Raw genomic sequence first — 15,935 nt, 5'->3', positions numbered from 1 at the left:
GCGAGCTACATGAAAGACGTAATGGGTCTCATCTATACCGGCGAAAACGACATTCGCCTGCGCGAGCTCACGCTCGTGCGCGCCGTGGCCGCCCTGCCTGTCGCAGGCCGCTACCGCGTCATCGACTTTCTGATGTCCAGCCTGGTCAATTCCGGCATGCGCAACGTGGGCGTCATCACGCAGAAGAACTACCACAGCCTCATGGATCACCTGGGGTCCGGCAAGGAGTGGGATCTGCACGGCAAGAACCAGGGCCTCGTCATCCTGCCGCCGTTCCTCACGCGCGAAAACGTCGGCGTCTACACGGGGCTGCTGGACGCGCTCAAGAGCAACACCGGCTACCTGCGCCGCTCGCGCCAGGAGTACCTGGTGCTGACCAACAGCCACACCATCTACAACGCCGACTTCAGCGACATGCTGCGCCAGCACGTCGAAAGCGGCGCGGACATCACCATCATGTACACCCGCGACCCCGCGATGAAAAAGTGCGCCGGTGGCGACGAAAACGCCTTCTTCACGACGGACGACACGAACCGCATCACGGGCATCGAGATCGACCCGACCGAGCCCACCCGCGACTGCGCGTCCCTTGAGGTCTACCTGCTCAAGCGCGAGACGCTGCGCTACCTGGTGGAGCAGGGCGCGGCCAACGGCCTGCACGACTTTGGGCGCGACATCATCCAGCGCCTGGTCAACGAAGGCACCATGAAGGTCTGCGGCTACGAGTACAAGGACCGCGCCTGGCGGCTGGACAGCGTGCAGAGCTACTTCGGCTTCAACATGGACATCCTGGACACCAAGGTCCGCAACGACCTGTTCAAGCGTCCGGTGTACACCAAGGTGCGCGACGACATGCCGGCCCGCTACATCGGCGAACCGAACGTGCAGGGATCCCTGATCGCCAACGGCAGCATCATCGAGGGCACGGTCATCAACTCCGTCCTCTTCAGGGGCGTGCGCGTCGCCAAGGGCGCGACGGTCCGCAACTGCGTCATCATGCAGGACGCGCAGATTCAGGAGGGCGCGGAGATCGACCACTGCATCCTGGACAAGCAGGCGATCATCCGCCGCAACGGACGCCTCATCGGCCCCGAAGCGTATCCGATCGTCATCGCCAAGGACGTCGTCATCTAACCGCTTTGGAGGCTGTAAACGCTTTGCAGCCTCCCTTTTTTAACGCGCCATGGCCCAAAAAGAGGGAAAACGCGGGCTTGGGTAGAATCAACCCTCAACCGGCGCAGGCGTGCCGTTCACATAGACAGCCAAAAAAGGAGGAGAACTGAGATCATGAAAGTTCTTTTTGCCGCTTCCGAATGCGTCCCCTTTGTCAAGACCGGCGGTCTTGCCGACGTAGCGGGCGCTCTGCCCCCCGTGCTCAAGCAAAAGGGCGTGGACGTGCGCGTCATCCTGCCGCTTTACAGCGCGATCCCCGACGACTGGAAGGCGCAGATGAAGGACGAGTGCCAGTTTGAGGTGGAGCTGTGCTGGCGCCACCAGTCCTGCGTCGTCAAGTCCCTCGAATATCAGGGCGTCACCTTCTACTTCGTGGAAAACCCGTATTACTTCGGCCGTTCCTACATCTACGGCATGGGCGGCGACGAGTACGAGCGCTACGGCTACTTCTGCCGCGCCGTCATCGACGCGCTGCCGCATCTGAATTTCCAGCCGGACGTCCTCCACTGCCACGACTGGCAGACCGGCATGATCCCCGCGCTGCTGAACATCCAGTACCGCCATTTCCCCTTCTACAGCCGGATGAAGACGGCCTTCACCATCCACAACCTGCAATATCAGGGCATCTTCGGCATCAAGGACGTGCAGGATACCCTGGGCCTGGGCGACAGCCTCTTCACCGCCGACAAGCTGGAGTGCTACGGCTGCGCGAACTACCTCAAGGCGGGCCTCGTCTACGCGGACGAGATCACCACCGTCAGCCCCAGCTACTCGGACGAGATTCAGACCGCCTACTACGGCGAGCGCCTGGAGGGGCTGCTTCGCGCGCGCCGCGATCAGCTCATGGGCATCCTCAACGGCATCGACGTGGACGACTACGACCCCGAAAAGGACCCGATGATCTACGCTAACTACGGTGCGTTCTCGCTGGGCGGCAAGGAGGCCTGCAAGGCGGGCCTGCAGCGCGAGCTCGGCCTGCACGTCGATGCGAACGCGCCCGTCGTCGGCATGGTCACGCGCCTCTCGCACCAGAAGGGCCTGGACCTGGTGGAGCGCGTCATCCGCGAGCTCATGGACACGGGCATCCAGCTCGTCGTGCTGGGCATGGGCGACGCGAAGTACACCGACCTGTTCCAGTGGGCGGAGACCGCCTATCCGGGCCGCGTCGCCGCGCGCTTCCAGATGAACCACCAGCTCGCGCACCGCATCTACGCGGGCGCGGACATGTTCCTCATGCCCTCGCTCTTCGAGCCGTGCGGCCTCTCTCAGATGATCTCCCTGCGCTACGGCACGGTGCCGGTCGTCCGCGAAACCGGCGGCCTGCGCGACACGGTGCTCAGCTACAACGAGGCGAGCGGCGAAGGCAACGGTTTCACCTTCTTCAACTATAACGCGCACGACATGCTCTACACCGTGCGCCGCGCGGTCGACTTCTACCACAACAACCGCGACGTATGGTACAAGCTCATCGTGCGCGGCATGACCGGCGATTACAGCTGGGGCCGCTCGGCGGACGAGTACGTGAAGATGTACGAAAAGCTCATGACCCCGCCGCTGGAGCAGCCGATGCCCGCGGAGGCCGCCGCCATAGAACCGGAAGAAGCCGCGCCCGCGCCGCAGGCACAGAGCGAGCCCGCCCCGGAAGCGCCGAAGAAGCGCGGCCCCCGCAAGAAGGCCGCAAAGGCCGAGGAAGCCCCGGCGGAAGAAGCCGCGCCCGCAAAGAAGCGCGCCACGCGCAAAAAAGCCGTGAGCGCCGACGAGGCCCCGGCGGCGGAGGCCAAGGCGGAAGCCGCGCCCGCGAAAAAACGCGCGGCGGGCAAGAAAGCCGTAAAGGCCGAAGAGGCCCCCGCGCCCAAGGCTGAGGAAGCCCCCAAGAAGCGCGCCCCCCGCAAAAAGGCCGTGAAGGCCGAGGAGACCCCGGCGGCGGAGACGGAAAGGCCCGTCGAGTAAAAGGCGCGGCAGCAGGCATTGCGCCGCGCTCCATGAAAGGGACGCTCGCGGCCGAGGCCGTCGGAAGGACAACGGGGATCGGCCGCCGGGTAAGCTCTTTTCGTCAAAAAATCGCCTTCAAGCGCTGCTTGAAGGCGATTTTCTATGAGAAACGTAAAAGCTGCGCATCCGCCGTGACCTATGCCCTCGGCACGGTCAGCTCCAGAAATGCCGACAGCGCCTGGCTCCAAGCCGCCCACCCGGCGCCCTGCGCCGCGATTTCCCGAATGCGCGGCGCCTCAAGCAGCAGCAGCCTACCAGCCTGCGCATACTCCGCGTCCTCGCCCGCGTACAGGAAGAGGCGCGGCGAATCGCCGCAGCGCTCCGCGAGGGCCGCGAGGTCATAGTTCGTCCCGCGCAGGCTTTGCGTGTTCTCCGTTCCGAACGCCCAGGACGCCCATACGGCTTTTCGGCCCTGCCACGTCATCCGCGTCACGCAGCCGCAATCCGCGCCGCAGGCCGCCATATACGCCTGCGGATGGAGCAGGGCTGCGCGCAGGGCCGCATAGCCGCCCTCCTTCGCCCCAAAGAGGAGCTGCCTGACCGGATCCGCCGGGATATACCGTCCAAGAACGCCCGGCAGCTCCTGCGTCAGCAATGCCTGATAGGGCTCGCCGTGCACCATGTCCGCGCCAAAGCTCAGGCGCATGTCCGGCATCGCCGCGATCACGCGAAAGCGCTCCGCCAGCTCCTCCACGACGGCGTGACGCCGCCACGCCGTGTGATCCATGCCTACCGGCGGCAGCAGCCACAAAACCGGCATTTTCCCCGCGCAGGCAAGGCCGCTCTCGGGCACGACGACGTCCATCGAGCTGCATTCCCTGAGCGTCGTCGAAAAATAGTGCATCTCCAGCAGCGCCATCTCACTTCACCTCCGGATTGTCCTGATCCAGCGTCTTCAGAAAGGCCAGAATCCACGTGTCCCAGAATTTCCATTCGTGCACGCCCGGGCCTTCGTGGTATTCGTACCGATAAGGGTTGCCCGGGATGGACTCGAACGCCTCCCTGATCTTGAGGGCCACCACGCGGCGCACGTCCTCCGTGCCCATCGCGTGGTACACGCGCGGCAGGGGGCGGCCGCTCTGCGCCGTCTCGCGGATCAGCCTCAGGATGTCGTGATCCGTCCCTTCCATGCGCTGCACGTCGCCGGTACCGTATGTGTCGCGCAGCCGGCGGTAGGCTGGGGACGTGTCAAAATCCGCCGGATTCTCCGGCTGCGGACGCCAGTATTTTTCGAGGGGAATGACGCCGCCGGTCGAGAGCATGCAGATGCGGCTGTAGCGCTCCGGGTTGAGCAGGCCGATGCGCATCGCGCCGCCGCCGCCCATCGAGAGCCCGGCGATGAAGTTGTCCTCCCGCGCGCCGCTCAGGTTCGGGAACAGCCGCCCCATGGAATCGGGCAGCTCCCTGGCGACGTAGTCGTAGTATCGGGGGCCGTACTTCATGTTCGTGTAACGGCTGAAGCTGACCGCCGGCATGACGACCGCGATGCCCATGGAGGCCACATAGCGCTCGATCGCCGTACGCCGCAGCCAGATCGTGTGGTCGTCGCTCATGCCGTGCAGCAGCCAGAGCACCGGATAGGGGCGCTCCTCCTCCCGATGCCCCGCAAGGCCGATGCCCTGCATAGGTTCGGGCATCAGCACGTAAGCGGACGCATCCTGTTCCAGGCTCTGCGAGTAAAAGTGAACGTCCAAGAAAGCCATCTGTTTTCCCTCCCGGCATCAGCCTTTGACGGAGCCGATCATGACGCCCTGCACAAAGTACTTCTGTACGAACGGGTAGATGCACAGGATCGGCAGGGTGGAGACGATGATCGTCGCGTACTGCGTGAGCGTCTCGTAGAGCGCGACCTCGCTGTCCGAAGCGGAGGCCGCCTGCGCCTGCGTGAGAATCTCGCGAAGGAACAGCTGCAGCGGGTACAGGTCACGGCGCTTGGGCAGGTAGATCATCGCGTTGAACCATTCGTTCCAGCGGGATACCGCGTAAAACAGGACGATGACGGCGAACGTCGCCTTGACCAGCGGCAGGATGATGCGAAACAGAATCGTGAAGTCCCCCGCCCCGTCGATGCGCGCGGACTCCTCCAGGCTGGCCGGAACCGCCAGCATCGAGGTGCGCATGATGATCGTGTTGTAGACCGACATGCAGGTGGGCAGCAGGATCGCCAGGCGCGTATTGAGCAGGCCCAGCTGCTTCACGACGAGAAAGGTCGGAATCATGCCGCCGTTGAACATCATCGTAAACGTGATGAAAAACGTGAGCTGGCTGCGGAAGCGGAAGCGCCTGCGCGACATCACGTAGCCGCCCAGCGTGCTGAGCAGCACGCTGATGCAGGTGCCCACCGACACGTAGAACAGCGTATTCACATAGCCGATGGAGATGTTCGGGTTCTGGAAGACCAGCGTATACGGCTTCAGCGATACCTCGCCGAGCGGCAGCAGGATGATGCCGTTGTAGACCTCCACCAGCGCCGGATCGCTGATCGACGCGATGAACACATGCCACAGCGGCGCCAGGCAGATGAAGGCGATCAGGGACAAAACGACGGTATTGCAAACGATAAACGCGCGCCGGCTGGGCGTAATCCTTTCAACCATGACGTATTCCTCCTAAAACAGGCTGGTTTCACCGGCTTTGCGGCTGATCCAGTTGGTCATCATGAGCAGCGCGCAGTTGATGACCGAATTGAACAGGCCGACCGCCGTAGAATACCCATAGTCGTAATCGATGAAGCCCTTGCGGTACACGAACGTGGAGATGACGTCGCCCGTCGCATAGGTCGCCGGGTTGTAAAGCAGCATGACCTTCTCATAGCCGATATTCAGGATCGAACCCATGCGAAGGATCAGCAGCACGATAATCGTAGGAACGATGCTGGGCAGCGTGATGTGGATCGTCTGCTTGAAACGGCCCGCGCCGTCGATGACCGCCGCCTCGTACAGCTCCTGATCTACAGAGGAGAGCGCGGCGCAGTAAACGATTGATCCATAGCCGAGGCCCTGCCAGATGTTGGAGGCGACGAAGATCGGCCGGAAGTAAGCCGGATCGCCCAGCAGATTGACCTTGTCGCCGATAAAAAACGACGCGATATTGCTGATGACGCCTCCAGCCTGCGCAAAGTCGATGATGATGCCGCACATGACGACCACGGAGATGAAGTACGGCATGTAGCTGATGGTCTGGACGGTCTTCTTGAAGTGCCGGTTGCGCACCTCGTTGAGCAGCAGGGCGAAGAGGATCGGCGCCGGGAAGTTGAACAGCAGATCGTAAAAGCTGATTAAAAACGTGTTGGTCAAAAGGCGCGTAAAGTAGAAGCTGTTAAAGAAGTTGATGAAATTGTCCAGGCCGATCCATTTGCTGCCCGCGATGCCCTTCGCGAGGTTGAATTTTTGAAATGCGATTACGATTCCGCCCATCGGCAGATAGCGGAACAGCAGGTAGTAAAGCACCACCGGCAGCGCCATGATGTACAGCGCGCCGTTGCTCTTCATCTCCAGGCGCAGGCGCTGCGGCAGCGGCGGCCGGCCGGCCGGCGAACTCTTTTTGATCATGCCTCTTTCCCCCTGTTATGCGCAGGCGGGAGCGATGTGCAATCGCTCCCGCCCGGACGTACAAATCGATTAACGCGCCATATAGCGGTCGTACGCGGCCTGCTGAATTTCCAGCACGCGGCCGATGTTCATCTTCTCGAGCTGAGAGACGAACGAATCGAACGTATCCAGGGAAGTCGTGCCCAGGATAAAGGAAACCGTCATCTCCTGCACGTAGGTCTGGATGTCCGCATACAGCGACTGATACTCGTTTGCCTCCTCCGTCGTCAGGCTGACGGGCGGCAGAATCTGATCGATACCGTCCTTATCCCACACGTAGTAGGACTGCGTAGAGGCCGGGTTGGCGTTCGTCTGCCACTGGCGGGTGTAATCGATCCAGCCGGTGCCACCGCGGCGCACGTACTTGCGCATTGCGTCGGTCGAGTTCATGTCCGGGTTGTTCATGATCAGGTCGCTGAACACCGGCGCGCCGTCCACGAAGTCATAGGTCGTGCCCTCGACGCCGTAGTTGTTGAGCAGCATCGCCTGATAGGTGAACTGGAAGTCCAGCCACTTCACGGCCAGCTCCGGATCCTTGCAGCTGCTGGTCACAGCGGTCTGCTCAAGAACCGGGTAGTTGATCTTGCGAATCTGCGCGGTCTGCCCCGCTTCCTTGACGGGCGCCTGGATCGCCTGCAGCCAGAAGTCCTCGTTCTTGGTGAGCCCGCGCTTGACCATGCAGTCGATCGTGCGTCCCCAGAAGGTCGTCGTCATCATGACGTCCTCACTCACGAGCAGGTCGTTCGGCGGAGCCTCCGTGAAGTTCTCGCGGGAGACGAAGTTCTTGTCGATCAGGCCCTCGGCGTACCACTGGTTCATCATTTCCAGGTACTCCTTGTAGCCCTGCTGCATCGGCCCGAACTTGACGGTCGTACCCTCATCGACGTAAAAGTCCTTACCTACGCCGAACGCAGAGAGAATGTTGGAGTCGCCAAAGACGCCGACCGGGGGAAGCAGCAGCGGGGATTCCATGCCCAGCTTTTCCTTGGCCGCCTTCAGCACTTCATGCATCTCGTCCAGCGTGCGCGGCGCCTCCATGCCCAGCTGATCCAGCTTGTCCTGACGCACGCACATGCCCAGATTCGCAGGCTCGGCGATCGCGTTGATCTGCGCAATTCCCCACATGATGCCGTCGTCGGTGATCGACTGGCGGCGATGGTCTTCCGTGTAATTGCGCCAGAAGGTGTAATTCGGCGCATACTGTTCGACCAGCTCGTTCAGCCTGAGCAGCACGCCGTCGTCAACGCCGGTCACGCCGCCGCCCGGGTACTTCACGTTATTGCTGAAGTAGATCATGTCCGGCAGGTCGCCGGAGGCCAGCATCACGCTGAACGCCTCAGATTCCTGGCCGATCGGCGGGTGGATGTACTCGATGTGTACGCCCGTCAACTCCTCCATGACCTGCGCGGTCAGGGTGTCCGCGACGGTCGTGACCATCTTCTGCACGTCCGGCTCCCAGGGCCACCAGTACGTGAGCGTCACCGGGGTATCGGTCAGCGGCAGCTGAATGTCGTCGGGCATCATCGCGGCGATTTCCTTCATCATGGCCGCCTGGGACGTCGCGCCGACGTCCATGGTATCCTCCGCGAGCGCGAGGGGCATTGCCGCGCCCAGCGCCAGCAGAGCAGAGAGCACCAGGGATACAAGTTTCTTTCCACTCATCTGTGTAGGTCCTCCTTCGTTCGACGGCTGATCTGTTTGCCTGCCGCCGTGTGCTGGTATTTAGTATACGCATATGCTTTTCATCTGTAAATCTATCAATTTTTCACAGTTTCATTGCCTGTTTTCTACCTATTTTCCGATCCTTCCGGGAATAAGATCGCCTGTTTTTTTCTTTTCATCCCCTCTGGTCACGCATTTTTTACCCGAAGCACAAAAAAACGGAGGGAAAAAATCCGCTCCGTTCATCGATTCTTTTTGACCTTTGATCCGGCGTCAGGGGCCGCGCAGCCTTTACTCGCCCCGATACTGGCCCGGCGTGACGCCCTCGTAGCGCTTGAACGCGCGGATCAGCATCATGCTGCTGCTGTACCCGACCTTCTGCGCGATGGTCTTGATGCTGTCCCCCGTATGCCGCATCAGTTCCTTCGCCTTCTCGATGCGAACCTGATGGATGTACGCGAGCATGCCGATGCCCGTCTGCTTCTTGAAGACGCGCGAGAGATAGGTCAGGTTCACGCCCAGCTCGTCCGCGACGAGCGTAGCGCTCAGATTTGGATCCGCATAGTGCAGGTCGATGTAATGCATGACCTGCTGGGCGCGGCTCTGCGTGCTGTCGCCGTCCTGCGCGGCCAGCCGCGACGTAATCGCCTCCATCAGGGCGCGCATCTCCTGCTTGAGCTGCGCGATGCTTTCCACGCCGATCAGACGGTTCGCCGGGTCAAGCTCCTCCAAGAGCTGCGCATCCACCTGACCCTTTAACCCCTCGAAAGCCAGCACAAGCTGGTTGATCAGCCCGAACATCCGGCATTTTGCCACGTTCAGGCTGTTCAAATCCATCTGCAGGTACTGATCGATCAGCGAATCGAAGAACGCCATCGCCTGTTCGTACGCCCCCTGCTGCACGAGCAGCGAAAAATGCGCCACGCCCTCGGCCATCGCGACCTCCGCGTCCGCGTTTTCGCCCGACGTATTAAACGCGCTGTACCGCATGACGGGCGCGTGCGCCTCCACAAGCTCGGCGTACTGCGTCATCTCCGTCACCTCGTCGTAGCAGGCGGCGAGCCCCATGGCGTCGAAGTGGACGCCGCTCACGGCCGCGAACAGCTCCACGCGGAAATTCTCCTTCAGCACGCGCACCACCTCGCAGGCGGCCGCGTACATGGCGTCCTCAAAGTCCCCCGACGCTTCGGGGTCGCGGCAGGCGACCATCGCAAACGCGCCGTCCATGTCGATCAGGTATCCGCAGTGACGCGCGCGGACGAGCTCTTCAAATACATTCTGGATGATAAAGTGCGTCAGCTCAAATTCACGTTCTTCGCTCTGCTCCGCGCTGTCCGTCAGCTCCATGCTCTGCAGGGTGAGCTGCGTGACGACGAATTCATGGCTCGGGAACTGAATGCCGTGCAATCGCAGGGATTCGTCCACGGACTCCATGGAGCGCACGCGCCCGCGCAGGATACGGCCGAGCATGACCTTGCGCATCGCGCTCTCCTGCTGGCGCAGCCTGCTCTCGTAGTTCCGGTTCTCGCCGTACACGTCGCTGAGCCGCTCTTCGAGATAGCGGTATTCGTCGAGCCTCCCGCCCTTTTGCTGCGACGCGCGGGGCAAAAGCTCGATCAGCTTGTTCAGAGGCCGGTACTGCCGGCGTGCAAACGTCCAGACCAGCGCGGAACCGATCGCCAGCGAGAAGAAAAACAGCACAAAAAACACCATTTGCAGGCGGTTCGGCTTTTCCATCAGCTTGCGCAGGGAAATCAGGACGAAGGAATGAAACAGCTTCGTTTGGGACGCCACGGTGACGAGCAGCTTCTTGTCCTGCACGATGGACGCGCTCTCGCCGCCGCTGAGCAGCCCGTCGACCTGCGCGCGCGTAAAGCCCGCTGCTTCCAGAACCTCATAGTCCGGATAGGCGTCCAGCCAGACGAAGCTTCGCGTATCCTCCGAATTCTCCGTCGGGAAGAGCTTTTCCGCGTTCAGCTCCGCGATGACGAGCGTCTTGCCATAGCGCGTGCTGACCGCGGGCGCTACGCTCTGAAACAGATAGAGGTGCTGCTCGCCCGTGCGTTCGTCCGCGATACGGCACAGCCCGCTTTCCTTTCCGCTCTCCTGCATGCGGATAAAGCGCTCGCTGGGCGGGCCGCCGTTTACGTCAAAATAGGAGCGCAGCTCGCTGAGCGTGTAGCAGCCGTCCTGGTTGATCGTGTACTGCTGCGCGGCAAAGTAGATGAACAGATTCTTCAGGTTCTGGTTGACCGATACGTACCGGATGAGCTGCTCCTGAATCTGGCTCATGGAGAGATAATTATACGCCGTGAACGCGCCCTCGTTATGGGCGATGGCCTGCACACGGGGGTCCGCCACGAGCAGATTCAGCGTCGCCTTCACCTCCGTCAGCGAGGCGTCGGTCAGCGTCTGCGTGCGTCGCAGGGATTCCAGGTTCACCTCGCGAACCTCCGCCGCGATCATCTCGCGGGACTGCGTGAAAATCGCCAGGCACAGGAACATGGGCAGAAGAAGAATGACGACGTACGAGCACACCCAGCGCCAATAGACCTTACTTTGCGTCTTTCGCACCTGTAAGCGCCCTCCTTCAGCGTTCGGCCCCATACTCCGCCAGGAATTCCTTCACCCGCATCGCGGCGCGGTACACGTCATTTCGCTTCGCGCCCTGCGCCTGCAGCGCCGCGCCCGCGTCCTTGAAGTCCTCGCCCGCGAGCAGGCGCTCGAAGAGCTGCGCCTCCAGGCTGGCGCTCGTCTCCGCCGGGGGCGCGGGCAGATTTACGTCGTGCAGGTCGAGCACGAGGCAGTACTCGCCCTTTTCCGCCTTGGGGTTTTGCTCCAGCGCCGAGAGCACCTCCGGCGCCGTGCCGCGCACGGTCTTCTCGTGCAGCTTCGTCAGGTCGCAGCAGGCGCAGACGCAGCAGCCGGGCAGCGCCTCGCACACCGCGCCGAGCAGGTCCTTCACCCGGTGGGGCGATTCGTGCACCACCGCGATGGGCACGCCGCCGCGCGCGATGGAGACCAGCTTTTCGCGCAGCTCGCGCGCCGGGCGCGGCAAGAAGCCGTAAAACGCGAACTCGCGCACGTCGAACCCGCTCACCGACAGCGCGCAGGCCATGGCCGTCGGCCCCGGCACCGCGAGCACCGGGATGCCCGCCGCCGCCGCCTCGCGCACGAACACGTAGCCCGGGTCGGAGATGCAGGGCGTGCCCGCGTCCGTCACTACCGCCGCGTCGCAGCCCTCCTCCAGCATGCGCGCGACGAGCTCGCCCGCCCGCTGCTGCTCGTTGTGCTGGTGGTTGGAAATCAGCCGCGTGCCGATCTCAAAGTGCGTCAGCAGCTTCTGGGTGACGCGGGTGTCCTCCGCGGCGACGAACGCGCAGCGCCTCAGCGTTTCCACCGCGCGCGGCGTCATGTCCGAAAGGTTGCCGATGGGGGTCGCGACGACGTAGAGCGTAGGCACGGGCAGACCGCCTTTCATGATTCAATGCCGTTCATCGGGCCGTTTCTTTAGATAGCGACATCACGCAGCCGCACACGAAGAAGAACAGCACGTTAACCAGGTCTTCAGAGAAGATGATGTAGCTTTCCATCGTGCAGCAGACCAGCACGAGCACCAGCGCCAGGCTCAGCATGAACCCGCCGCGCACGCCGCCGCGGCCAAACAGCAGCTTGAACGCGCGTTTGCCGACGACTACGCCGAAGGCGATCAGCAGCAGCAGCGAGGGCAGACCGCCCGCCACCAGCGTCTGCAAATAGGCGTTGTGCAGGTGCGTCAGGGCGTACATTTCCGGTTCGTACGCGCCGACGTTTTCCCAAAGGCCCTTGCGCGTGACGCCGAACAGCAGCGTGTCCGGCCGGTCCGCCAGCATGCGCAGCGAGCCCAGCCACACGCGGAAGCGCGGCATGACTTCGTACATGGAGCCGTAATCCCGGCTTTCCAGCTCAATTTCGGCCTCGGCCGGCGCCTCAGGCGCCGCAACCGGCGCAGGTGCCGCCGCTGAAGCGTCCGTATTTTCCTCCGTCTCGGCCGCAGGCGCCACCGGTTCAGCAGCAGGCTCTTCCGTCACCGCCGCCTCCGTGCGCAGGCGGCTGATGACCGCAAGGGAACCGGAACAGATTTCCTTGAGTCCGACCCAGCCCGCGCCCATCACCACCGCGCCCGCAAGCACCGCGCACGCGGCCCGCACCGCCGTACGCCGGGAGATGCGGCTGTAAAACAGGGCGCGTCCAGCCAGGAGCGCAAGGCAGAAGCTCCAGGCGACTGCCGTCGTCCGCGACTGGGTGAGCGCCAGCGTCAGCACGGTCACGGCGATGTTAAACCCGTGCAGCACGCGCTCCGCGCGGCCGCTGTGGTAGAGGAAAAAGCCGGAGAGCAGCCCGGAGAGCGCCGCGAGCGCGCCCGCGACGTTAGGCTGACACCATAGCTCGATGCGGTAGCCGCTTCCCGCGGCAATGCCGAGCGCGGAGCCGCCCGCGTTGGGGATGTATACATCCGCCAAAGCAGCCCAGAACCCCGCAAAGCATAGCGCCACGTACGCCGCCATAAAGGGGTAGAGCACGGCCTTCATGCGCCGCAGCGTCCCGCCGTCTTCCTCCTGCGGATAGAAGATGAAGAACGCGAAGATCAACTGATACCAGAAAGGCTCGTTGATGTAAAAGCTGTACTGCCGGTTGTAAAAACAGCAGACCAGATACCACACGAACAGCGCGATCAGGAGGGGGAAGCCCCTCTTTTTCGGCACCCGGCGCAGCGTCAGGATCGGGAATGCCAGCGCCGCCGCCCAGGGAAACAGGATATGCGTCAGGATGTCGCTGTACTGCTGCACGTAATACCGCTGAAAAAACCACAGCAGCAGAAAGGCCGTACAAAACCCGGTCCGCCCGGTGAGCGCATGGAGCGCGCCCCGCAGGTGCGCCGTCAAGCCCTGTTCTTCTTTTGCCTTTTGTTCCATGTATTCCTCCACTTACGCCTCTATCCGCCGAAAGTATTCGATAAAGTTCTCGCCCGCGACGCCGCGAACCGTCTCCTCCGGGTAGCCGAGGCGGCGCAGCGCGTCCAGGATCTTCGGGAAGTCCTGCGGTCCGGCGCAGTCCACGGGCGTGCGCTCGATGCCGTCGAAGTCCGAGCCGAAGCCCACGTTTTTTTCGCCGCCCATCTGCACCACGTGGTCGATGTGGCGCACGATGTCCTCCACCGTCGCCTCGCCGCCGGTCAAGAACGCCGGGTAGAAGTTGATGCCCACCCAGCCGCCGCGCTCGATCAGGGCCTTGAGCTGCTCGTCCGTGAGGTTGCGAAAGTGCGGGTGCAGCTTCGCGCAGCAGGAGTGCGAGGCCATCGGCGGGTGCGCGTGGCGCTCGATCAGATCCCAAAAGCCCCGCTCGTTCAGGTGCGACGTATCCGCGGCCATGTTCAGCCGCGCCATCTCGCCCAGCACCTCCCAGCCGAAGGGCTTGATGCCCTCCTTCGAGCCGCCCTTGGCGGGCGATGCGATGAGGTTCTCGTTGTTCCAGGTGAGCGCGACGAGCCGCGCGCCGTAGCCGCGGAACTCCGCGACGCGCTCCAGGCGGTCTTCCAGGATCTCGCCGCCCTCCAGGGACATCAGCACGGCGCATTCGCCGTCCTTCGCGTCGAGCGGGGAATCCACGCGCTTCCAGCCGTCCGCCTGCAGCCGGTTCAGGGCCGCCACCTGCGCCATGGCCTTCTCGTAGGGATGCCCCTTGGGGCCCTGCGAGCCCGCGAACAGCGTGCAGGTCTGCACGCTCACGCCGCCCGCGCGCATGGCCTCCAGCGTCACGCAGGGGCGCTGCTCCTCTTGCAGGGCGCGCATGTAGAGCGTGTCGCAATGGGTGTCGATGATGCGCATAAGCCTACCTCCTCCTGGAGGGCGCGGCCCTCCAAACCCAAATCATCCGGCCAGGGGATGTCCCGGCCGGACGCCGCCCATGCCGGCGGATACGCTTCGGCCCTCAGCCGATCTGCGCCTTGCCGCCCATGTACATCTGCAGCGGCCCGGGAATCGCGATGCTGCCGTCCGCGCGCAGGTTGTTCTCCAGGAAGGCGATCAGCATGCGCGGCGGCGCGACCACCGTGTTGTTGAGCGTATGCGGCAGGTACTTGCCCTTTTCGCCCTTCACGCGGATGCCCAGGCGCCGCGCCTGCGCGTCGCCGAGGTTGGAGCAGCTGCCGACCTCGAAGTACTTCTGCTGGCGCGGCGACCAGGCCTCCACGTCGCAGGATTTGACCTTCAGATCCGCTAGGTCGCCCGAGCAGCACTCCAGCGTGCGCACCGGAATGTCCAGCGAGCGGAAGAAGTCCACCGTGTTCTGCCAGAGCCTGTCGTACCAGGTCATGCTCTCCTCCGGCTTGCACACGACGATCATTTCCTGTTTCTCGAACTGGTGGATGCGGTACACCCCGCGCTCCTCGATGCCGTGCGCGCCGACCTCCTTGCGGAAGCAGGGCGAATAGCTCGTCAGCGTCTGCGGCAGCTCGCCCTCGTCCAGGATGGTGTCGATGAACTTGCCGATCATCGAGTGCTCGCTGGTGCCGATCAGGTACAGGTCCTCGCCCTCGATCTTGTACATCATGTTTTCCATCTCGGCAAAGCTCATGACGCCCGTCACCACGTCCGAACGGATCATGAACGGCGGCACATAGTAGGTAAAGCCGCGGTCGATCATGAAGTCGCGCGCGTAGGAGAGGATGGCCGAGTGCAGGCGGGCGATGTCGCCGCACAGGTAATAGAACCCGTTGCCGCTCGTCTTGCGCGCGCTGTCCAGGTCGATGCCGGAAAGGCGTTCCATGATGTCCACGTGATAGGGCACCTCGAATTCCGGCACGACCGGCTCGCCGAAGCGCTCGATCTCCACGTTTTCGCTGTCGTCGCGTCCCACGGGCACGCTCTCGTCGATGATCTGCGGGATGACCTGCATGCGCTTCTTGATCTCGGCGGCGTACTCCTCCTCCTTGACCTCCAGCGCGGCCAGCTCGTCCGCGATCGCCGCGACCTCCGCCTTCTTGGCCTCGGCCTCGTCCCGCATGCCCTTGGCCATCAGGCCGCCGATCTCCTTGCTCGTCACCTTGCGCTTGTTGCGCAGCGCGTCCGCCTGCTGCATCGCGGCGCGGTTGGCGCGGTCCAGCTCGATGACCTCGTCCACCAGCGGGAGCTTGTGATCCTGGAACTTCTTTTGGATGTTCTCGCGCACAAGGTCGGGGTTGTTTCGGATCAGGTTGATGTCGATCATGTTCGTTTCCTCCTCGTCGTCTTCGTGTGGTACAAAAAGGAGCCGCCCGCCCCACGCATGGGACGAAGCGACTCCGTGTTGCCACCCAACTTGCCGGCATGCCGGCCACTCTCGGCGCTGTATGGGGCGCGCCCCGGCGGCTCGTCGCCGCCCGCATCGAAAAGCGGAATCGCCCGCCCTGCCGCCTGCTCGCACCCCCCGCAGGCTCTCTTGGCACAGGAACAAGGCACTTTCTTTTCTCAAACGCGATATCTGGAATGCAGACATGAT

At 63.0% G+C, this 15,935-nt stretch carries 12 protein-coding genes; 2 read left to right on the top strand and 10 right to left on the bottom strand.

The annotated features are described in order from the left end of the window. Positions 1-9: 9 nt before the first annotated feature. Both glgD and glgA read left to right on the top strand, forming a co-directional pair. Complete coding sequence (gene glgD, locus C1725_RS03080; protein ID WP_102410216.1) at positions 10-1,134, top strand: glucose-1-phosphate adenylyltransferase subunit GlgD; 1,125 nt, start codon at positions 10-12, stop codon at positions 1,132-1,134. Positions 1,135-1,287: 153 nt separating this feature from the next. After that, complete coding sequence (gene glgA / locus C1725_RS03075; RefSeq protein ID WP_428829569.1) at positions 1,288-3,123, top strand: glycogen synthase GlgA; 1,836 nt, start codon at positions 1,288-1,290, stop codon at positions 3,121-3,123. A gap of 178 nt (positions 3,124-3,301) precedes the next feature. On the opposite strand, the gene C1725_RS03070 is transcribed toward glgA, so the two are convergent. From C1725_RS03070 to serS, 10 genes are all read right to left on the bottom strand, one after another. Then, a complete protein-coding gene (locus C1725_RS03070; protein WP_102410215.1) occupies positions 3,302-4,024 on the bottom strand; it encodes an alpha/beta hydrolase-fold protein in 723 nt (240 codons plus the stop codon). A 1-nt stretch (position 4,025) separates the two neighbouring features. Continuing rightward, a complete protein-coding gene (locus C1725_RS03065) occupies positions 4,026-4,868 on the bottom strand; it encodes an alpha/beta hydrolase-fold protein (protein ID WP_102410214.1) in 843 nt (280 codons plus the stop codon). Between the two features lie 18 nt (positions 4,869-4,886). After that, on the bottom strand, positions 4,887-5,762 hold the full coding sequence (locus C1725_RS03060; RefSeq protein WP_102410213.1) for an ABC transporter permease subunit: 876 nt from the start codon (positions 5,760-5,762) through the stop codon (positions 4,887-4,889). A 12-nt stretch (positions 5,763-5,774) separates the two neighbouring features. Next, positions 5,775-6,716 (bottom strand): ABC transporter permease subunit, encoded by a 942-nt coding sequence (locus C1725_RS03055; RefSeq protein WP_102410212.1) that lies wholly within the window; start codon positions 6,714-6,716, stop codon positions 5,775-5,777. Positions 6,717-6,785: 69 nt separating this feature from the next. After that, the gene (locus C1725_RS03050) at positions 6,786-8,417 is read right to left on the bottom strand and encodes an extracellular solute-binding protein (RefSeq protein ID WP_102410211.1); all 1,632 of its coding nucleotides are present in this window, start codon (positions 8,415-8,417) and stop codon (positions 6,786-6,788) included. A 291-nt stretch (positions 8,418-8,708) separates the two neighbouring features. Next, positions 8,709-10,991: a helix-turn-helix transcriptional regulator gene (locus C1725_RS03045; RefSeq protein ID WP_346026287.1), complete on the bottom strand. Its 2,283-nt coding sequence runs from the start codon at positions 10,989-10,991 to the stop codon at positions 8,709-8,711. 16 nt (positions 10,992-11,007) lie between these two features. After that, entirely contained in the window at positions 11,008-11,880 is an 873-nt protein-coding gene (gene rsmI / locus C1725_RS03040) for a 16S rRNA (cytidine(1402)-2'-O)-methyltransferase (protein ID WP_346026286.1), read from the bottom strand. A gap of 31 nt (positions 11,881-11,911) precedes the next feature. Then, complete coding sequence (locus C1725_RS03035) at positions 11,912-13,372, bottom strand: O-antigen ligase family protein (RefSeq protein ID WP_346026285.1); 1,461 nt, start codon at positions 13,370-13,372, stop codon at positions 11,912-11,914. A gap of 12 nt (positions 13,373-13,384) precedes the next feature. Continuing rightward, positions 13,385-14,284 carry a membrane dipeptidase gene (locus C1725_RS03030; RefSeq protein ID WP_102410208.1) on the bottom strand — a complete coding sequence of 300 codons (900 nt, stop codon included), beginning with the start codon at positions 14,282-14,284 and terminating at the stop codon, positions 13,385-13,387. Positions 14,285-14,387: 103 nt separating this feature from the next. After that, positions 14,388-15,665, bottom strand: a complete 1,278-nt coding sequence (serS, locus tag C1725_RS03025) for a serine--tRNA ligase (RefSeq protein WP_102410207.1) — start codon at positions 15,663-15,665, stop codon at positions 14,388-14,390. Between the last annotated feature and the right edge of the window lie 270 nt (positions 15,666-15,935).

Origin of the sequence: Beduinella massiliensis, from assembly GCF_900199405.1 — a bacterium.
Taxonomy (GTDB): Bacteria; Bacillota; Clostridia; order Christensenellales; family Aristaeellaceae; genus Beduinella; species Beduinella massiliensis.
The sequence above is the reverse complement of the archived record's forward strand: the minus strand, read 5'-3'. Positions and strand labels throughout refer to the sequence as shown.